We start from the raw sequence: 18,371 nt of genomic DNA on the forward strand, positions 1-18,371 counted from the left end.
ACAAGGGCCGGTGTCCACCTATGTAGTGGGGAAAACCATGGCACGTGTTCTGATCGTCGACGATTCGCCGACCGAAATGTACAAACTCACCGGCATGCTGGAAAAGCACGGCCACCAGGTCCTCAAGGCTGAGAACGGTGCGGACGGCGTGGCCCTGGCCCGCCAGGAAAAACCCGACGCCGTGCTGATGGACATCGTGATGCCGGGCCTCAATGGCTTCCAGGCCACGCGCCAGCTGTCCAAGGAGCCGGAAACCAACGGCATCCCGATCATCATCATCACCACCAAGGACCAGGAAACCGACAAGATCTGGGGGGCACGCCAGGGCGCCAAGGACTACCTGACCAAGCCGGTCGATGAAGAAACCCTGATCGCCACCCTGAACAAGGTGCTGGCCGGCTGACGGTACGCGATCATGACCGAGTCGCAAACCGCCTTTGAGCTGTTGCTGGACATCGACCGCCGCTGCCGCCTGTTGGCCGCCGACCTGCCGTCCCAGGAAACCCGCCTGCAACGTTGGAGCGGCATTGGTTTTCGCCTGGGGCAGCACTGGTATGTGGCGCCCATGGGGGAAGTCGCCGAAGTCCTGCATGAGCCGCGTTGCACTTTAATGCCCGGGGTCAAGGCCTGGGTCAAAGGCGTGGCTAATCTGCGTGGGCGCTTGTTGCCGGTGATGGACCTGGGTGGTTTCCTCAGCCTTGAACTGTCCAAGGCGCGTAAACAGCGGCGGGTGTTGGTGGTGGAATGTAACGACCTGTTTGTCGGGCTGCTGGTGGACGAGGTGGTGGGGATGCAGCATTTTGCACAAGACGCGTGGCTGGCGAACGCCGCACCCGACGCACCGTATATCCAAGGCTGGTTCGACGGCGACCAGCGGTGGCAGGTCTTCAGCCCCTTCGCCCTGGCCCAGGCCCCAGGTTTCATGGATGTTGCCGCATGACCACCGCCACCACGTCCAAACCCCAGGCCGGCTCGCGCAGCCGCTCGCAGATCATCGTGCTGTTTATCGCACTGATCGTGTTCATCATGTTGCTGTTCGCCAACTTTGCGTACCTCAACACCCAGTCGACCTATGACAAACAGTACATCGGCCACGCCGGTGAATTGCGCGTGCTGTCCCAGCGCATCGCCAAAAACGCCACCGAAGCTGCCGCCGGCAAGGCGGCTGCGTTCAAGCTGTTGGGCGAGGCGCGCAACGATTTCGCCCAGCGCTGGGGCTACCTGAAAAAAGGCGACCCACAAACCGGGCTGCCCGCCGCGCCCAGTGCGGTACGCGCCGAAATGCGCGCCGTACAGACCGACTGGGAGGCGCTGCTGAAAAATACCGATGCGATTCTTGCCAGCGAGCAGACCGTGCTGTCGTTGCATCAAGTTGCCGCGACGCTGGCCGAGACTGTGCCGCAATTGCAGATCGAGTCGGAAAAGGTCGTCGACATCCTGCTGCAACGTGGCGCCCCGGCCAGCCAAGTGGCGTTGGCCCAGCGCCAGTCACTGCTGGCTGAACGTATCCTGGGTGCGGTGAACACCGTGCTCGCCGGCGACGAAACCGCCGCGCAGGCCGCCGACGCCTTTGGCCGCGATGCCAACCGATTTGGGCTGGTGCTCAACGGCATGCTCCAGGGCAACCCCGGCCTGCGCATCACCCAGGTCGAAGACCGCGACGCCCGCGCGCGGCTGGCGGAAATTGCCGAGCTGTTTGAGTTTGTCTCCGGCTCCGTGGATGAAATTCTTGAGACCTCGCCGCAACTGTTCCAAGTGCGCGCATCGGCGAGCAACATCTTCAACTTGTCGCAAACCCTGCTCGATGAAGCCTCACACCTGGCCACCGGGTTTGAAAATCTTGCCGATGGGCGCAGCTTGGACACCATCGGTGGCTACGTGCTCGGCTTGCTGGCGCTGACCTCGATCATCCTGATCGGCCTGGTGATGGTGCGTGAGACCAACCGCCAACTGCATGAAACTGCCGAGAAGAACGAGCGCAACCAGAACGCGATCATGCGTCTGCTGGATGAAATCGAAGACTTGGCCGACGGCGATCTCACCGTGACCGCGTCGGTGACCGAAGACTTCACCGGTACCATCGCCGACTCCATCAACTATTCCGTGGATCAGCTGCGCGACCTCGTCGCCACCATCAACCTCACCGCCGGGCAAGTCGCCGGAGCGGTGCAGGATACCCAGGCCACCGCCATGCACCTGGCCCAGGCGTCGGAGCATCAGGCCCAGCAGATCGCCGAAGCCTCCACCGCGATCAACCAGATGGCCCAGTCCATCGATCAGGTCTCGGCCAACGCCGCCGAATCTTCGGCAGTGGCAGAGCGTTCGGTGGAAATTGCCAACAAAGGCAACGAGGTGGTGCACAACACCATCCACGGCATGGACAACATTCGCGAGCAGATCCAGGACACCGCCAAGCGCATCAAACGCTTGGGCGAGTCGTCCCAGGAGATTGGCGACATCGTCAGCCTGATCGACGACATTGCCGACCAAACCAACATCCTCGCCCTCAATGCCGCAATCCAGGCGAGCATGGCTGGGGATGCAGGGCGCGGCTTTGCCGTGGTGGCGGATGAAGTTCAGCGCCTGGCCGAACGTTCGTCGGCCGCGACCCGGCAGATCGAAACCCTGGTGCGCGCGATCCAGGCCGACACCAACGAAGCGGTGATCTCCATGGAGCAGACCACCACCGAAGTGGTGCGCGGCGCGCGGCTGGCGCAAGACGCCGGGGTGGCGCTGGAAGAAATCGAAGGCGTGTCGAAGACCCTGGCAGCGCTGATCCAGAGCATATCCAACGCGGCGCAGCAACAGACCTCGTCGGCGGGGCAGATTTCCCTGACGATGAATGTGATTCAGCAGATCACTACGCAGACCTCGTCGGGCTCCACGGCCACGGCCGAAAGTATCGGTAACCTGGCAAAAATGGCCAGCCAGTTGCGCCGGTCGGTGTCGGGTTTCACCCTCCCGGCCCCCAAGCAGGTCGACGATTGAAATGCCGTCAAAATCTGGGAGCGGGCTTGCCCGCTCCCAGATTAGGTATCCATTGGTTTGAGATATCTGCAAGACAAGCAACCCACGAATTCTAAGCGGAGCAGTTATGGTTGATCGGCACGACTACGTGGCCCTCGAATGGGTCAAGGGCGACATTGCCGAAACCCTGAAACAGGCCCGTTCGGCGCTGGACGCGTATGTCGAAACCACTGACGGCGACGCAATAAGCGAGTGCCTGGCTGGCATCCACCAGGTGCATGGCGCGTTGCTAATGGTCGAGTTCTACGGCGCCGCGCTGTTGGCCGAGGAAATCGAAGCACTTGCCCTGGCCCTGCAAGCCGGGCGCGTCAGCCAGCGCGATGAAAGCATCCGCCTGCTGCAACAGGCCCTCAACCAATTGCCGCTGTATCTGGAGCGTGTACACAGCGCCCGACGCGATCTGCCGCTGGTGGTGTTGCCGCTGCTCAACGACCTGCGCAGCGCACGCGGCGAAAGCCTGCTGTCGGAGACCAGCCTGTTCAGTCCGCAACTGCTGTCGATTGCGCCGCTGCCCGACGAAGCGCTGGCGCAACGCGCGACGCCTGACCTGAAAGAGCAACTGCGCCAGTGGCACCCACTGCTGCAACACGCCTTGGCGGGTTTGTTGCGCGAAGACCACGGCCCAAGCAACCTGGAAGACATGGCGCGAGTGTTCGCGCGTCTTGAAGCGTTGTGCCAGGGCGCGCCGCTGTTGCCGCTGTGGCAAGTCGCCTCGGCATTGGTCGAAGGGATGCTCATCGGTGTGATCGCCAACAGCCCGGCCCTGCGCAGCTTGCTCAAGGCCAGCGACAAACAGCTCAAACGCCTGCTGGCCCAGGGTATCGGTGGGATCAACCAGCCGGCGCCGGATGAATTACTCAAGAGCTTGCTGTTCTATGTCGCCAAGGTCACCCGACCGACGCCGCGCATGCAAAGCCTCAAGGAACGCTACGGTTTGGATGAGGCCTTGCCTGACAGCGCGGTGGTCGACGCCGAGCGCGCCCGCCTGGCCGGTCCGGATCGCAATGCGATGGGCTCGGTACTCGGCGCGTTGTGTGAGGAGTTGGTACGGGTAAAAGAGCGCCTCGACTTGTTCGTACGCAGCGACCGCCAGCACACCAATGACTTGGATGCGCTGCTCGCGCCGCTGCGGCAGATCGCCGACACCTTGGCCGTGCTGGGCTTTGGCCAACCGCGCAAAGTCATCATCGACCAGCTTGCGGTGGTGCTGAGCCTGGCTCAAGGTCAACGCGACCCCAACGATGCCGTATTGATGGACGTTGCCGGCGCGTTGCTCTACGTCGAAGCCACGCTGGCCGGCATGGTCGGTACCGTCGAGCCGGAAAGCCGCGAAGAAAGCCGCCTGCCCACCACCGACCTGACCCAGATCCACCAACTGGTGATCCGCGAATCCTGCCAGTGCCTCAAGCAAGCCAAGGAACTGGTGATCGACTGCATCGAAGCCGATTGGGACCGCCAGCGCCTTGAGTCCCTGCCGGAACTGCTGAGTCAGGTGCGCGGCGCCCTTGCGATGATCCCGCTGCCCCGCGCGGCGAGCCTGATGCGCGGATGCACCGATTACGTCGACGAGCAATTGATGGACACCGATGCGCCGCCGTCCGAGATGCAGCTTGCGCATTTTGCTGACGTGATCAGCAGCCTGGAGTACTACCTCGAACGTATGCTCGAAGACCCGGACGCCGCCGGCGAACGGGTGCTGGAACTGGCCACCCAAGGCCTGGCCGCACTGGGTTACCTGCCCGTCGAGAAGCCCTGGCGCCAAGCCTTGGCTGCACCGGATGGGGCACTCTCGGGTGAGATCGCGCCGAGCCAGTCCCAGTTCGATGCACTGGCCAGTCCAACGTCGCGCCTGAACCCGCCGGCCCTGCAACGCCCCGGCAGCCTGTTGCCGCCACCGGCCGATGAAGAACCCATCGACGATGAACTGCGCGAAGTCTTCCTCGAAGAAACCGACGAAGTCCTCGAGGCGCTGCACCGCTCTCTGCCCAACAGCACCAACAAAACCGCCCAGGGCGAAATGCGCCGTGCTTTCCATACCCTCAAAGGCAGTGGCCGCATGGTGCGCGCCCTGGTCTTGGCCGAGCTGGCCTGGGCCGTGGAAAACTTGCTCAACCGCGTGCTGGAACGCAGTGTTGTCCTGGGCCCCGAGGTGCAACAGGTGCTGGATGAAGCGGTGGCCCTGCTGCCGGAGCTGATCGCCGACTTCGCCACCGACGACCAACGCCAGCGCGATGAAGTCGACGCCCTGGCTGCGCGTGCCCACGCCTTGGCCAGCGGTACGCAAGCGCCGGTCGCAGAGTCCCACGACCCGATGTTGCTGGAGATCTTCCGCAACGAAGCCCAAAGTCATCTGGACAGCCTCAACCACTTCCTGCAACAGGCTGCCGAGCATGTGCCGCTGCAAGTCAGCGATGAGCTGCAACGCGCCTTGCACACCCTTAAGGGCAGCGCCTACATGGCCGGCGTGTTGCCCATCGCCGAACTGGCGCGCCCTCTCGACCACCTGACCCGCGAATATAAAGCTCACCGCCTGCCGCTGGACCTGGACGAAGTGGAGTTATTGCTGGAGGCCGAAGACCTGTTCCAACGCGGGCTGCGTGATTTGAACAGTTATCCCCTGGCGCCTATCAAAGGCGCAGAGGCCCTGATCAGCCGCACCCAACGCCTGCTGGATCACCAGCTCGAAGCACTGCTCGACGCGCCGAGTACTGGCCTGCACATCAAGCGTGACACGCAACTGATCGCCAACTTTCTGGCCCAGGGCATGGACATCCTGCTCGACGCCGAAAGCCTGCTGCGCCGCTGGCAACAACACCCCGGCGAGCGCCAGGAGCTCACCGCGCTGCTGGACGAATTGACCACGTTGGGAGAGGGCGCTCACGTTGCCGACCTGCACGCCATCGACGAACTCTGCGAAGCCCTGCTCGACCTGTATGGCGCCGTGGAAGAGAGCAGTCTGGCCGTCAGTGAGCGGTTTTTCCACGAAGCTGAGCAAGCCCACGAAGCGCTGATCAGCATGCTCGACCAATTGGCCGCCGGCCAGGAAGTCAGCCCGGCGCCGGCACGGGTCCACGCCCTGCGCGGTCTGCTGGACGACGCCCTCGATCCGTCCGCCACCGGCCTGATCAAAAGCGACGGCAGCCGCACGCTGAGCATTTCCGAGCTGGGCGCCGCCACACAGCAGTTGGAACATGAAACGGCGATAGACGACGAGATTGTCGAAATATTCCTCGAAGAAGCCGTGGACATCCTCGACAGCGCCGGGCAGTCGCTCAAACGCTGGTTGCTGGCGCCCGACAGCGCCGCACCGTTGTCGTCGTTGCAGCGTGATTTGCACACCCTCAAGGGCGGTGCGCGCATGGCCGAAATCGGGCCCGTGGGCGACTTGGCCACTGAGTTGGAATGCCTGTACGAAGGGCTGGTGGACCGCCGCTACAGTTACTCCACCGAGCTGTCCCTGTTGCTGATGGCCAGTCATGAGCGGCTGGCCTTGCAGCTTGAAGAACTGCAACAGCACCAACCCCTGAGCGATGCCAATGAGCTGATCGCCGCGTTACGTGAATTCCGTCAGAACAGCACGCCTTCCGCACCGGCCGAGGCGCCCCAAGCGTCGGGCGCTGATCCTGAATTACTGGATATTTTCCTCGAAGAAGCCGCTGACATTCTCGACAGCTCAGGCAGCGCATTGCTGCGCTGGCAGGCCGAGCCCGGCAATCGACAGGAAGTGGAAACCCTGCTGCGCGACTTGCACACCCTCAAGGGCGGCGCGCGCATGGTCGAAATTGCGCCCATTGGCGATTTGGCCCACGAGCTGGAATTTCTCTACGAGGGCCTGTCCGCCGGCTTGATCGCGCCCTCTGCGGAGCTGTTCGCGTTGCTGCAAGGTTGCCATGACCGCCTGGCGCAGATGATCGACGCTGTGGCGGATGGCCTGCCTGTAGGCTCGGTGGACAAACTCATCGAGCGCATCAAAAGCCTGTTGCACCCAAGCGTAGAGCCGGTAACACCAGTGGCGTTGCCAGTCGGCAAGACGGAAGCAGTCGTCGACCCGGCTGCCGACATGGTGAAAATCTCCGCCGAGCTGCTCGACGACCTGGTCAATCTGGCCGGTGAAACCTCGATCTTCCGTGGCCGAATCGAGCAGCAAGTCAACGACGCACGCATCGCCCTGACGGAAGTGGAAACCACCATCGAACGCATGCGCGACCAACTGCGCCGTCTCGACACCGAAACCCAGGGCCGCATCCTCAGCCGCCAACAGGCCGAGGCCGAACGCCTGGGCTACGAAGAATTCGACCCGCTGGAAATGGACCGCCATTCGCAGTTGCAGCAGCTGTCCCGTGCGCTGTCCGAATCCGCCTCCGACCTGCTGGACCTCAAGGACACCCTTGAGCGCCGCAACGAGGATGCGCACGACCTGTTGCAGCAACAGGCACGCATTAACACCGAGTTGCAAGAAGGCCTGATGCGCACGCGCATGGTGCCGTTCGAACGCATGCTGCCGCGCCTCAAGCGCATCGTGCGCCAGGTAGCGGGCGAGTTGGGCAAAGACGTGGAGTTCATCGTCGGCAATGCCGAGGGCGAGATGGACCGCAACGTGCTGGAGCGCATGGCGGCGCCGCTGGAACACATGCTGCGCAACGCCGTCGACCATGGCCTGGAATCCCGCGATGTACGGCTGCTGGCCGGTAAGCCGGAAAAGGGGCGCATCACCCTGGACCTGACCCATGAAGGCGGCGACATTGTCTTCGACATGCGTGACGACGGTGCCGGTGTGCCGCTGGAAGCGGTGCGGCGCAAGGCGATCAAGCGTGGCTTGCTCGACCCCAATCAAGAGATCAGCGACCGCGACGTGTTGCAGTTCATCCTGCAACCTGGGTTCTCCACGGCGGAGAAGATCACCCAGATTTCCGGACGCGGCGTGGGCATGGACGTGGTGCATGAGGAGGTGCGTCAGTTAGGTGGCTCAATGTTCATTGACTCGACGCCGGGCGAGGGTGTGCATTTCCGCATTCGCTTGCCGTTTACCGTGTCGGTCAACCGCGCGCTGATGGTGCAGTGTGCGGACGATCAATACGCGATTCCGCTCAACACCATCGAAGGCCTGGTGCGCGTGCTGCCGCATGAGTTGGCCGGGCACTATCAGCAGGATCCGCCGTGTTATGAGTACGCCGGCCAGCGCCACGAGCTGTTCTATCTCGGTGACTTGTTGCAGACCGTCAGCCGCCCGAAACTGCTGGGCCAGTACCAGCCCGTGCCGGTGCTGTTGGTGCAGTGCAATGAGCGGCGCGTTGCCATCCATGTGGACGCCATGGCCGGTACGCGGGAAATCGTGGTCAAGGGCCTGGGCCCGCAGTTTGCGGGTGTGCAGGGCTTGTCCGGCGCGACGATTCTGGGCGATGGGCGTGTGGTACTGATCATCGACTTGCTGGCACCTATCCGCGCCCGCCAGCCCGCTTTGCCGGCTCAAGCGGCTGATGTGCCGCTGATTCTCAACGATCCCCTGAAAAAGCGCCCGCTGCTGGTGTTGGTGGTGGACGATTCGGTCACCGTGCGCAAAGTCACCAGTCGCCTGCTGGAGCGCAACGGCATCAACGTGCTCACCGCCAAAGACGGCATCGACGCGCTCGCTGTGCTTGAAGAACACACCCCGGACCTGATGCTGCTCGACATCGAAATGCCGCGCATGGACGGCTTCGAAGTGGCGACCCAGGTGCGCGCCGACCCGCGGCTGATGCGCCTGCCGATCATCATGATCACCTCGCGCACCGGCCAGAAACACCGCGACCGCGCCATGGCCATCGGCGTGAATGACTACCTCGGCAAGCCGTATCAAGAGTCGGTGCTGCTGGAAAGCATCGCCTATTGGAGCAAGTCCCATGCTTGACCACCGCACCCGCCAACTCACCGGCCTGTTGCTGCCCCTGGCCGATCGTCACCTGGTGCTACCCAACGTCGCCATCGCCGAGTTGATCGACTTCCAACGCGGCGAACCGGCCAGCGATGCGCCGCCGTGGTATCTGCGGCAAGTGACGTGGCGCGATCGGCAAATCCCGTTGATCAGCTTTGAAGCGGTGTGCGGCGAAGCGAGTGTGACCGGCGCACGCTCGCGGATCGTGGTGCTGAATGCGTTGGGTGGGCGGCCGACGTTGAAGTTTATTGCGCTGGTGATCCAGGGCATTCCAAGGTCGTACAAGCTCGACAGCGAATTGAGCTACGTGGATGTGCCGCTGTGCCCGCTGGAGCTGGCGGCGGTGCAAGTGGGGGAGCATGTGGCGAAGGTGCCGGACCTCATGGGGTTGGAAGCGTTGCTGGTCGAATCCGGATTAGCCTGAGCACTATTCTCCAATTCAACGAGACCAACTGTGGGAGCTGGCTTGCCTGCGATAGCGGGGTGTCACTCACACATAAGCCAACTGACCCACCGCCATCGCAGGCAAGCCAGCTCCCACGCTGAGCACAATCCGCGCAAACCGCTCAATCACTGGCTGCTCCCGATGCTCGGCCTGCCATAAGTCATAGGCACTTTGCATCGACAACCATTACTGGGCGATATGTCGGAATAGGATGGAGTTACTGTAAGCGAGTTCTGAGTTTGGAATAGGCGGGTTTTCAGGCCGCAGTGGAGTGGCTAGTTTCTGCACTCCTCACTGCCAGCAAGGATTCGCAAATGGCCGTACCGTTAATGCCGCCGGGTGTTTCACTTCTCGAAAATATGGCGACAGCCAAGTGCAAGGGCACTCATCTCCAGTCAGGCTCCGCATTCGCTTATTCCTGGTTTTACTCACAGGTCAGGGCTGCCGGCCCATGGAACTACAAGAAGCGAGGGCGTCAGTACGAAGCTTTTGGTAACTTCAATTACGGTGCTACAGGCACGGTGCTGGGCATTCCCGAGCATGTTCTGTTACGGGCAGCAGGTGTCGCTCAAACATTCGCAAAAACCACCAAGCCGGAATTTGGCTCATGGTGGGGCGGTGACCCTTTTGGCGATGATCCTCGAGATCAATATTGGATAAGGAGAGGTATCGAGTATGCAATTTCTCAGGGCTACTAAGAGCCTCTTGCCGGTCCTGCGCAACTGCCTGCTGGTGGCCTGCCTGATTTATATCGGGGGCAATTGGATCATGTCATCCGGTACCCCGGATTTGGACGAAGTGGTTTTGAAACACTCCTTAGGCAACGGCAGCTCAATTTATGGAGCACGTGACGGTCAGGGCGGCGCGACAGTGGGGTTTTCCTACAGGTACTACGTTTATAAGGACTTAGGTAGTGATCGGGAAATACTGACAGCGCTGGTTTCGGCACATCCCTTTTTGAAAACCAAAGAGCCTGATGTCCAAGTGACTCGGGTGGATGGCGTCATCCACCTCATTGTCCGTGGGGAGGTTTATGAGTACCGCAGCTATCCGCTTGAAGGTTTGGGGGCTGTGAGCATCGACATGAAGTTGTAGGCCGGCCGGCTTCGGATTTTTCCCGCAAGATTTTGGGCAGTGCATGAACTTGTCGCGTGCAGCCAGCGCGCCTAGTCTTCGTCCCGTCATCGCAAAAAACGGTGACACGGACGTGCAAGTCCGACGAAACTGTTTAGGCGTACAAACGCCCAGCCAACCAACGGGCGTTGTTTGTGCTCGCTGCTTTATGGCGGCTGCGCGCAGGAGGTCTTCGGACCTGCTGGGTGTCCTAAACAGGCCCGGTCTTGCACACCTGCGCACGGTCGCCACCCTCATTCGCGTGCAAGCGAACGGTGGCGCTCCTTACTCACTGTTTAGGAGATTCATCATGGTCAAACCTACCCCCAATCCGCCCCTTTTCACCGTAACGCCCCACCAAGACACCGAAACCCTGCTGGTTAACGCCAGCGAGACCCTGTCCTCCCTGAGCGCACTCACCTGCAACTTGGCCTTCGACCTGGACACCTCCCAGCGCGCAATCATGCTCGGAATCCAGCAAATGGCAGCGTTGGGGCAGTTGTTGGTTGATAGAGCGTTGGAGCACGTCAGCCCATCGCCGGAATCTTAAAGCGGTCTCAAATAGGGACTGATCGTTAACAAGCGCCACCGAGCAAATGGAATGCCGGGAACAGTTTTGTGCAGCGGGTCGTGCAGCAGGACAAGATCAATCTGATTGGGGGCAACCCATTGGAACCCACGGATGGACAGCAAGGCAAACCGGGAGAATCTGCAACGTAGCGGCGGCTTGAAGGCTGAGCCGCCGGATCGCAAAGAGTGTGATGGGCTGATGCGTTCAGCCCGGGATCGGTTGAAGGATGCCGGCAATCCACAGTGATCATTCGCCAGTCGTTTTGACCTGGCTGACAACGCTGCTCATGCTATCGCCCTTACGGCCTTGCGCTTGCAAGGGTATCGCTCGGACAAACGTTGCCAGTTGATTGACAGCACGACCACACTGCAGGGAAACGTGGAGGACCTGTTGGCCAGCTATCAGTGAGAATGAATCGGTCAGAACGTTGGAGGGGGCGTCCTGGGGAATTGCGGCGAGTCGCGGATCACTTGCTCGCCCCATCGTAAAGATCCTCGCCCCACTGCCGATAGCCAATGGAGTTTTTCGACAGAAGTATCGACGCAATGTGGCTTTTGGATGGGTTTGCCTGGCTCTACAACCTCAACCGTTTTACCGGCACGCTGCTGATGTGGTTTGGCGTGCTGGTGTTCACTGCGGTGGTAACCATGAACGTGCAGTCCAACCGCGGGAAGCTGTGGGGCTTCATGATTGCCACCGCAGGCGCGGTGTTTATTCTGGTGTACCTCGAAAGCCTCAAGCTGATCGGTGCCGATAAGGCAATCAAAGGCGTTGTGAGCAATTTCGTGGTCATGACCCTGGGCGGTCTCGGGTCGGGTCTGCTGGCGGTGGCGATTTCCCAAGGACCCACACCGGAAGAGGATAAACAGGCTCGTGGGTTTATCCGTGATCGTCTGCTGGATGCGCTTGAGTACGCTTTTGTGTATGTCGCGATCTGCTCGTTCACCCTGTTCGCGGTCTGCCTTCCGCTCAACCTGCTGGGGTGGCCTCCGCTCGGCGAGCATGACCTGCTGAGCCTGCTGATTGTGTGTCTGGGCGCATTGTTGGGTTACGCGATAGCGTCCCGCCCCAGTCGCTTGAGAAACTGGGAGCAAGTGGGTGCTTGTGCGCTGGTGGTGTTGCTCGTGCTGCTGTTACCGGTTTACGCGCAGGCGCTGTCAGGGATGTGGGATTGGAGTTGGGCGGCCGTGTCGGGGTTGCACGTTTTTGCGGCGTTGGCGTTTTTCAGGACCCTATGGTTCCATCGCAGCGAATGGCGCAGGGTCTGAACGCGCGTGTTGATTGAGTCATCATTAACCCAAGCGTAACAGTCCAACGTCCAGCTTGATTGATGGCCCCCTCGATCGCTCCTAAGGTAAGCCCACGACAGCAAATCCGTGGAGCGACCATGACAACAACAAAAAACCCCGACTCGCGCTGGACGCGGCGGCGCGACGAGAAGCAGCGGCGGCTCGGGCTGGTCAAAAAGTACGCAGACGGGGCCGTGCTGCCCAGCGACAAGATCGTGGAGGCGCTCGAAGCGCTGATCCTCCCCGGCGACCGCGTCGTGCTGGAAGGCAACAACCAAAAGCAAGCCGACTTCCTCTCGCGCTCCCTGGCCAAGGCCGATCCCGCCAAACTCCACGATTTGCACATGATCATGCCCAGTGTCGGCCGTTCCGAGCACCTGGACCTGTTTGAAAAGGGTATCGCTCGCAAGCTCGATTTCTCCTTCGCCGGCACCCAATCCCTGCGCATCAGCCAGTTGCTGGAAGACGGCCTGCTGGAAATCGGCGCAATCCACACTTACATCGAACTCTACGCACGGCTGGTGGTGGACCTGATCCCCAACGTGGTGCTCTCCGCCGGTTTCATGGCCGACCGCGCCGGCAATATCTACACGGGCGCCAGCACCGAAGACACCCCGGCGTTGATTGAACCCGCTGCCTTTAGCGATGGCATTGTCATCGTGCAGGTCAACCAGTTGGTCGACGACGTCACCGACTTGCCCCGTGTCGATATCCCGGCGAGCTGGGTGGATTTTGTGGTGGTGGCCGACAAACCCTTCTACATCGAGCCTTTGTTCACCCGCGACCCGCGCCATATCAAGCCGGTCCACGTACTGATGGCGATGATGGCGATCCGCGGCATCTACGAAAAACACAATGTGCAGTCGCTCAACCATGGCATCGGCTTCAACACCGCCGCCATCGAATTGATCTTGCCCACCTACGGCGAATCACTCGGCCTGAAGGGCAAGATCTGCCGCAACTGGACCCTCAACCCGCACCCAACCCTGATCCCCGCCATCGAAAGCGGCTGGGTAGAAAGCGTGCATTGCTTCGGCACCGAACTGGGCATGGAGAACTACATCGCCGCACGGCCAGACATTTTCTTCACTGGCCGCGACGGCTCGATGCGCTCCAACCGGATGTTCTGCCAGTTGGCGGGCCAGTACGCGGTGGACCTGTTTATCGGCGCCACCCTGCAAGTCGACGGTGACGGCCATTCCTCTACCGTGACCCGTGGCCGTCTCGCCGGTTTTGGTGGCGCGCCGAACATGGGCCACGACCCGCGCGGCCGCCGCCATGGCACGCCAGCCTGGCTCGATATGCGCCACGGCGACGCCCCCGAAGCGTTGCTCGAACGTGGCAAAAAGCTTGTCGTGCAAATGGTCGAGACCTTTCAGGAAGGCGGTAAACCGACCTTCGTCGACACCCTCGACGCGGTGGAAGTGGCGCGCAAAAGCGGGATGCCGCTGGCACCGATCATGATCTACGGCGACGACGTGACTCACCTGCTCACCGAAGAAGGCATCGCCTACCTGTACAAGGCACGGTCCCTTGAGGAGCGCCAGGCGATGATCGCCGCCGTCGCCGGGGTGACCGCCATTGGCATGCGCCACAACCCCAAGGACACCGCACGCATGCGCCGCGAAGGCTTGATCGCCTTGCCCGAAGACTTAGGCATCCGTCGCACCGACGCCACCCGCGAGTTGCTGGCCGCCAAAAGCGTGGCTGACTTGGTGGAGTGGTCCGGTGGCCTGTACAACCCGCCCGCCAAGTTCAGGAGCTGGTAAATGCGCGCCCTCAAACTGCATGAACTGAGCCTGGCTGAACGCCTGGCGGATATGGCCGTCGATGCGCTGATTGATGAGGCTGACTTGTCGCCAAAACCTGCGTTGGTCGACCGGCGTGGTAACGGCGCCCACAGCGATTTGCACTTGGGCCTGATGCATGCTTCGGCGCTGTCGCTGTGGCCTATGTTCAAGGAAATGGCGCAAGCGGCTATCGAATTCGGTGAGGTCGGTTTGCCCCTGCGCGAAGCGCTCGGGCGCATTGGCCGTGAAGGGGAGTTGGCGATGCTCGCTACCACCGACGGCGTGAATACCCATCGTGGTGCGATCTGGGCCCTTGGCTTGCTGACCGCAGCGGCAGCCCTGCAACCACGCTCCATAACGCTGACCGCAGCCAGATTAGCCTTGCTCAACGACCGCTTCGCGCCCCAGCCCATGAGCCACGGCGCCCAGGTAGCCCAACGCTACGGCGCACGCGGCGCCCGCGAGGAAGCGCAACTTGGATTCCCTTCCGTGATGCAACGTGGCCTGCCGCAACTGCGCAAAAGCCGCCAGCAAAATACCGGCGAACAGAACGCTCGCCTGGATGCGTTGCTCGCGATCATGACTGACCTGGCCGACACCTGTGTGCTCTACCGCGCGGGTATCGAGGGGCTGAACGCCATGCAAAAAGGCGCTCAAGCGGTGTTGGACGCCGGTGGCAGCGCAAGCCTCGCTGGGCGTCGCAGCTTGCACGAACTGGACAACCAGTTGCTGGCCCTGAATGCCTCCCCCGGTGGTGCTGCTGACCTGTTGGCCGCCTGCCTGTTTATCGATCGCCTCGACGGAGCGTTGTGATGGAAACCTTATCCTTTGAATTCCCCGCCGGGCAGCCGCCAAAAGGCCGCGCGCTGGTGGGTTGTGTCGGCTCGGGCGACCTGGAAGTGCTGCTGGAACCAGGCACGCCGGGCACGCTGACCATCCAGGTGCAGACCTCGGTGAATGGCGCCGAGCACCGCTGGCAGCATCTGTTCGAACGCATCTTCCAGGAGCAGACGCCACCGGCGTTGAAGATTGATATCCACGATTTCGGCGCGACCCCTGGCGTGGTGCGTTTGCGTCTGGAACAAGGCTTTGAGGAGGTGGGTCATGACTGACTTGCTCGCTAAACACAGCTTTGTTGAATTGGGTGCGCGGCAGCGGGCGAAGGCGCTGCTGGATGCAGGTTCCTATCGTGAATTGATCGATCCGTTCCAGCGCGTTATGTCGCCGTGGCTCAGCCGTCAAGGCGTGGTGCCGCAAGCCGATGACGGCGTGGTGATCGCCAAGGGCAGCATCGCTGGCTTGCCTGTGGTGATCGCGGCGATTGAGGGCAATTTCCAGGGCGGCAGCCTGGGTGAAGTCGGCGGTGCAAAAATCGCCGGCGCTCTGGAGCTGGCGGCTGAAGACAATCGCAAGGGCATTCCCACCCGCGCAGTTCTGCTGCTGGAGACCGGTGGCGTGCGCTTGCAGGAGGCCAACCTGGGCCTGGCGGCGATTGCGGATATCCATGCAGCGATCGTCGATCTGCGCCAATACAAGCCGGTAATCGGCGTGGTGGCGGGCAGTGTCGGTTGCTTTGGCGGTATGTCGATTGCGGCCGGGCTGTGCAGTTACCTCGTTGTCACCCGTGAAGCGCGCCTGGGCCTGAATGGCCCGCAAGTGATCGAGCAGGAAGCCGGCCTGGAAGAATACGACTCCCGCGACCGGCCTTTCATCTGGAGCCTTACCGGCGGTGAGCAGCGCTTCAACAGCGGCCTGGCCGACCGTTATGTGGCAGACGATGTGGCGCAGATTCAGCAGACCGTCAGCGCACTGCTGCAACAAGGCCTGCCCGCCCGGCAACGCAGCCGTCAGGCCGACTATTACCTGGCGCGCCTGGCCGAATTGGATACCACGCCGCAAATCGAACCGGCGACGGTGCGCGAGCTGTATCAAGGAGAACGCTCATGAGAGGCTTGCAGTGGTTCAATGCATTGAGCGTCGGCGCGACGCCTGTTGCGGGTTTGCCGGATTCTCTGAAAGTGGCCGACGGCGTAGTGGGCGAACACGCCGTGCGATTTCTGGCCGTGGTCACCGACGAACACAATCGCTTCCCCCGCGCACGCAGTGGCGAAGTCGGGTTGCTGGAAGGTTGGGGGCTCGCTAAAGCGGTGGATGAAGCCATCGAGAAGGGCGACAAGCGCCCGCTGATCGCTATCGTCGATGTGCCGAGCCAAGCCTACGGCCGTCGCGAAGAAGCCCTCGGCATCCACCAGGCCCTGGCCGCCGCCGCCGACAGCTACGCCCGCGCCCGACTGGCCGGGCATCCGGTGATTGCGCTGCTGGTGGGCAAGGCGATGTCCGGAGCATTCCTCGCGCACGGCTATCAGGCCAACCGCCTGATCGCCCTGCGCGACCCCGGTGTGATGGTGCACGCCATGGGCAAGGCCTCGGCGGCGCGGGTGACCCTGCGCAGTGTCGAAGAACTGGAAGCCCTGGCCGCCAGCGTACCGCCGATGGCGTATGACATCGACAGTTATGCCAGCCTTGGTTTGTTGTGGGAGACCTTGTCGGTCAGCCAGATTGAACAGCCCACGTCGGAGGACGTGGCGCGGGTCAGCGATTGCCTGGTGAGTGCGATCAAGGCTATCGGGGGGAGTGATTTGAGCGGGCGTCTCGGTGCAACCAATCGCGCTGCGTCCAGCCATGTTCGGCAACTGCTGCGGGAACAATGGTGAACGCGCACGACCTGCTCTGGGGCATGACCCCGGCCCACCTGCCCGCTGATGCACCGGCCTGGGCGGTGGAGGTGATCGGCGCCGGTCACCCGGTGGTGGTGCGTCGCGCCATTACCCAGCCGGGCCTGGTTGCAGTGGGTGTGCGCGGGCGTGTGCGTGAGCAGCGGCTTGCCGCCGAGATGCCCATCGCTGCGCTGCAGCGGCGCGTAGTTCCGGAAGCTTTGTGCGGCGTGGTGTCGCCACGGAACTTGCCCGCATTGCGAGCACTTGCGTCGCTGCAGACGGTACTGGCGAACGAAACCTGGGGCGTCACTGGCAGCGCAGGTTTCGAACTGGCCACGGGTATTGAAGCGCTGCATGCCCTGAGCGACCTGGATTTGATTTTGCGCACGCCCGAGCCATTGGCGCGAGGTGATGCTGAGGATCTGCTGGCGATTCTCGACACTGCGGAGTGTGCCGTGGACCTGCAACTGCAAACCCCTTTCGGTGCAGTCGCCTTGCGCGAATGGGCGAGCGGGTCGCGCCGTGTGCTGCTCAAAACCGTCAGCGGTGCGCACCTCGTGCTTGATCCATGGCAGGCCGTGGCATGAGCAGCCTTCTCGTGTTCCCCGGCCAGGGCGCCCAACGCCCAGGCATGCTCCAGGCGTTGCCGGCCGCTGTGTTGGAGCAAGCCAGCGATGCCTTGGGTGAGGACGTTCGCGCCTTGGATTCGGCGCAAGCCCTGGCGAATACCCGCGCCGTTCAGCTTTGCCTGTTGATCGCTGGCGTGGCCTATGCGCGCCTGCTGCAACACACACCGGATTATGTTGCGGGCCTGTCTATCGGTGCCTATCCGGCGGCGGTGATCGCAGGCGCGCTGGACTTCAGCGACGCAATCAAACTGGTCAGCCTGCGCGGTGAGCTGATGCAAAACGCTTATCCACAGGGCTACGGAATGACCGCCCTGATTGGCCCGGAGTTTTCCACAGTCGACCATCTGTTGGCCGATATCCACAGCCCCGAAACCCCGGTGTACCTGGCCAATATCAACGCCGACAACCAAACCGTGATCGCTGGGAGCGACGACGCCATGAAGCAGGTCGCCAGCCGCATTAAAGGCAACGGCATCGCCAAACGCCTGGCCGTCAGTGTGCCGTCGCATTGCGCGTTGCTGGAGCAACCGGCCCGGGTACTGGCCGAGGCATTCGTTACGCTCAAGGCGCCACGCATCACCTACCTGAGCAGCACCCGCGCGCGGCCTATCCACAACCCGGAACAGCTACGCGATGACCTGGCCTTCAATATGTGCCGCGTCGTCGACTGGCGCGGCACCGTGCAAAGCGCCTATGAGCGCGGCGTACGCCTGCAGATCGAACTGCCCCCGGGCGCCGTGCTCACCGGCTTGTCGCGCCGCGTGTTTGAACAAGGCACGGTGATCGCCTATGAAGGCGCCCGCCTGGATACCTTGCAAGCCTTGCTGCAAGAGGAGGAACGCCGCCACCGATAAAGCACCACCCAAGGCTGTCGAAGCA

17 protein-coding genes and 2 pseudogenes are annotated in these 18,371 nt (G+C 62.1%); 18 read left to right on the forward strand and 1 reads right to left on the reverse strand.

All coding sequences use genetic code 11. The features are described 5' to 3' along the window. Nucleotides 1-37 precede the first annotated feature (37 nt). From pilH to AACY08_RS12410, 5 genes are all read left to right on the forward strand, one after another. Nucleotides 38-403 (forward strand): twitching motility response regulator PilH, encoded by a 366-nt coding sequence (gene pilH, locus AACY08_RS12390; RefSeq protein ID WP_014720320.1) that lies wholly within the window; start codon nt 38-40, stop codon nt 401-403. A 12-nt stretch (nt 404-415) separates the two neighbouring features. Beyond that, the gene (locus tag AACY08_RS12395) at nt 416-940 is read left to right on the forward strand and encodes a chemotaxis protein CheW (protein WP_339469683.1); all 525 of its coding nucleotides are present in this window, start codon (nt 416-418) and stop codon (nt 938-940) included. After that, nucleotides 937-2,988 carry a methyl-accepting chemotaxis protein gene (locus AACY08_RS12400; protein ID WP_339436147.1) on the forward strand — a complete coding sequence of 684 codons (2,052 nt, stop codon included), beginning with the start codon at nt 937-939 and terminating at the stop codon, nt 2,986-2,988. The genes AACY08_RS12395 and AACY08_RS12400 overlap by 4 nt, the downstream gene beginning before the upstream one ends. A 106-nt stretch (nt 2,989-3,094) precedes the next feature. Next, a complete protein-coding gene (locus AACY08_RS12405; protein WP_339469685.1) occupies nt 3,095-8,914 on the forward strand; it encodes an Hpt domain-containing protein in 5,820 nt (1,939 codons plus the stop codon). Next, nucleotides 8,907-9,362: a chemotaxis protein CheW gene (locus AACY08_RS12410; RefSeq protein ID WP_339415270.1), complete on the forward strand. Its 456-nt coding sequence runs from the start codon at nt 8,907-8,909 to the stop codon at nt 9,360-9,362. Before AACY08_RS12405 ends, AACY08_RS12410 begins: the two co-directional genes overlap by 8 nt. Nucleotides 9,363-9,428: 66 nt before the next feature. Here AACY08_RS12410 and AACY08_RS12415 read toward each other — a convergent pair whose 3' ends face one another. Beyond that, nucleotides 9,429-9,560, reverse strand: coding sequence for a hypothetical protein (locus AACY08_RS12415; RefSeq protein ID WP_339469837.1), 132 nt, complete (start codon nt 9,558-9,560; stop codon nt 9,429-9,431). A gap of 137 nt (nt 9,561-9,697) precedes the next feature. Between AACY08_RS12415 and AACY08_RS12420 the strand changes: the two genes are divergently transcribed. From AACY08_RS12420 to mdcH, 13 genes and pseudogenes are all read left to right on the forward strand, one after another. Beyond that, a complete protein-coding gene (locus AACY08_RS12420; RefSeq protein WP_339415271.1) occupies nt 9,698-10,081 on the forward strand; it encodes a polymorphic toxin type 44 domain-containing protein in 384 nt (127 codons plus the stop codon). Further along, a complete protein-coding gene (locus AACY08_RS12425) occupies nt 10,059-10,478 on the forward strand; it encodes a hypothetical protein (protein WP_339469687.1) in 420 nt (139 codons plus the stop codon). Before AACY08_RS12420 ends, AACY08_RS12425 begins: the two co-directional genes overlap by 23 nt. A gap of 328 nt (nt 10,479-10,806) precedes the next feature. Further along, entirely contained in the window at nt 10,807-11,046 is a 240-nt protein-coding gene (locus AACY08_RS12430) for a DUF6124 family protein (protein WP_339415273.1), read from the forward strand. Between the two features lie 44 nt (nt 11,047-11,090). Then, a pseudogene (locus tag AACY08_RS12435) lies at nt 11,091-11,216 on the forward strand (transcriptional regulator); the annotation flags it as partial. Beyond that, nucleotides 11,179-11,406: pseudogene (locus AACY08_RS12440) on the forward strand (hypothetical protein); the annotation flags it as partial. The pseudogenes AACY08_RS12435 and AACY08_RS12440, both read left to right, overlap by 38 nt. Before the next feature lie 206 nt (nt 11,407-11,612). Next, nucleotides 11,613-12,335 carry a hypothetical protein gene (locus tag AACY08_RS12445; RefSeq protein WP_339469689.1) on the forward strand — a complete coding sequence of 241 codons (723 nt, stop codon included), beginning with the start codon at nt 11,613-11,615 and terminating at the stop codon, nt 12,333-12,335. 119 nt (nt 12,336-12,454) lie between these two features. Then, nucleotides 12,455-14,125: a malonate decarboxylase subunit alpha gene (mdcA, locus tag AACY08_RS12450; protein ID WP_339469690.1), complete on the forward strand. Its 1,671-nt coding sequence runs from the start codon at nt 12,455-12,457 to the stop codon at nt 14,123-14,125. Continuing rightward, nucleotides 14,126-14,959 (forward strand): triphosphoribosyl-dephospho-CoA synthase, encoded by an 834-nt coding sequence (locus AACY08_RS12455; RefSeq protein WP_339469692.1) that lies wholly within the window; start codon nt 14,126-14,128, stop codon nt 14,957-14,959. It abuts the gene before it with no gap. Next, nucleotides 14,959-15,258, forward strand: coding sequence for a malonate decarboxylase subunit delta (locus AACY08_RS12460; protein WP_339415277.1), 300 nt, complete (start codon nt 14,959-14,961; stop codon nt 15,256-15,258). Before AACY08_RS12455 ends, AACY08_RS12460 begins: the two co-directional genes overlap by 1 nt. Then, entirely contained in the window at nt 15,251-16,093 is an 843-nt protein-coding gene (locus AACY08_RS12465) for a biotin-independent malonate decarboxylase subunit beta (protein WP_339469694.1), read from the forward strand. Before AACY08_RS12460 ends, AACY08_RS12465 begins: the two co-directional genes overlap by 8 nt. Next, nucleotides 16,090-16,860: a biotin-independent malonate decarboxylase subunit gamma gene (gene mdcE / locus AACY08_RS12470; protein ID WP_339469695.1), complete on the forward strand. Its 771-nt coding sequence runs from the start codon at nt 16,090-16,092 to the stop codon at nt 16,858-16,860. The genes AACY08_RS12465 and mdcE overlap by 4 nt, the downstream gene beginning before the upstream one ends. Then, nucleotides 16,854-17,450 (forward strand): malonate decarboxylase holo-ACP synthase, encoded by a 597-nt coding sequence (locus tag AACY08_RS12475; RefSeq protein WP_339469697.1) that lies wholly within the window; start codon nt 16,854-16,856, stop codon nt 17,448-17,450. The genes mdcE and AACY08_RS12475 overlap by 7 nt, the downstream gene beginning before the upstream one ends. Further along, nucleotides 17,447-18,346, forward strand: a complete 900-nt coding sequence (mdcH, locus tag AACY08_RS12480; RefSeq protein WP_339469698.1) for a malonate decarboxylase subunit epsilon — start codon at nt 17,447-17,449, stop codon at nt 18,344-18,346. Before AACY08_RS12475 ends, mdcH begins: the two co-directional genes overlap by 4 nt. The last annotated feature ends 25 nt before the right edge of the window (nt 18,347-18,371 follow it).

Source organism: Pseudomonas sp. EL_65y_Pfl1_R83, assembly GCF_963970695.1.
GTDB classification, from domain to species: domain Bacteria; phylum Pseudomonadota; class Gammaproteobacteria; order Pseudomonadales; family Pseudomonadaceae; genus Aquipseudomonas; species Aquipseudomonas tritici.

What these genes read in the sequence shown, in the direction of transcription:
- pilH (WP_014720320.1), top strand. Translation starts at nt 38, where the DNA reads ATGGCACGTGTTCTGATCGTCGACGATTCGCCGACCGAAATGTACAAA.
- AACY08_RS12395 (WP_339469683.1), top strand. Translation starts at nt 416, where the DNA reads ATGACCGAGTCGCAAACCGCCTTTGAGCTGTTGCTGGACATCGACCGC.
- AACY08_RS12400 (WP_339436147.1), top strand. Translation starts at nt 937, where the DNA reads ATGACCACCGCCACCACGTCCAAACCCCAGGCCGGCTCGCGCAGCCGC.
- AACY08_RS12405 (WP_339469685.1), top strand. Translation starts at nt 3,095, where the DNA reads ATGGTTGATCGGCACGACTACGTGGCCCTCGAATGGGTCAAGGGCGAC.
- AACY08_RS12410 (WP_339415270.1), top strand. Translation starts at nt 8,907, where the DNA reads ATGCTTGACCACCGCACCCGCCAACTCACCGGCCTGTTGCTGCCCCTG.
- AACY08_RS12415 (WP_339469837.1), bottom strand. Translation starts at nt 9,560, where the DNA reads ATGCAAAGTGCCTATGACTTATGGCAGGCCGAGCATCGGGAGCAGCCA.
- AACY08_RS12420 (WP_339415271.1), top strand. Translation starts at nt 9,698, where the DNA reads ATGGCCGTACCGTTAATGCCGCCGGGTGTTTCACTTCTCGAAAATATG.
- AACY08_RS12425 (WP_339469687.1), top strand. Translation starts at nt 10,059, where the DNA reads ATGCAATTTCTCAGGGCTACTAAGAGCCTCTTGCCGGTCCTGCGCAAC.
- AACY08_RS12430 (WP_339415273.1), top strand. Translation starts at nt 10,807, where the DNA reads ATGGTCAAACCTACCCCCAATCCGCCCCTTTTCACCGTAACGCCCCAC.
- AACY08_RS12445 (WP_339469689.1), top strand. Translation starts at nt 11,613, where the DNA reads ATGTGGCTTTTGGATGGGTTTGCCTGGCTCTACAACCTCAACCGTTTT.
- mdcA (WP_339469690.1), top strand. Translation starts at nt 12,455, where the DNA reads ATGACAACAACAAAAAACCCCGACTCGCGCTGGACGCGGCGGCGCGAC.
- AACY08_RS12455 (WP_339469692.1), top strand. Translation starts at nt 14,126, where the DNA reads ATGCGCGCCCTCAAACTGCATGAACTGAGCCTGGCTGAACGCCTGGCG.
- AACY08_RS12460 (WP_339415277.1), top strand. Translation starts at nt 14,959, where the DNA reads ATGGAAACCTTATCCTTTGAATTCCCCGCCGGGCAGCCGCCAAAAGGC.
- AACY08_RS12465 (WP_339469694.1), top strand. Translation starts at nt 15,251, where the DNA reads ATGACTGACTTGCTCGCTAAACACAGCTTTGTTGAATTGGGTGCGCGG.
- mdcE (WP_339469695.1), top strand. Translation starts at nt 16,090, where the DNA reads ATGAGAGGCTTGCAGTGGTTCAATGCATTGAGCGTCGGCGCGACGCCT.
- AACY08_RS12475 (WP_339469697.1), top strand. Translation starts at nt 16,854, where the DNA reads ATGGTGAACGCGCACGACCTGCTCTGGGGCATGACCCCGGCCCACCTG.
- mdcH (WP_339469698.1), top strand. Translation starts at nt 17,447, where the DNA reads ATGAGCAGCCTTCTCGTGTTCCCCGGCCAGGGCGCCCAACGCCCAGGC.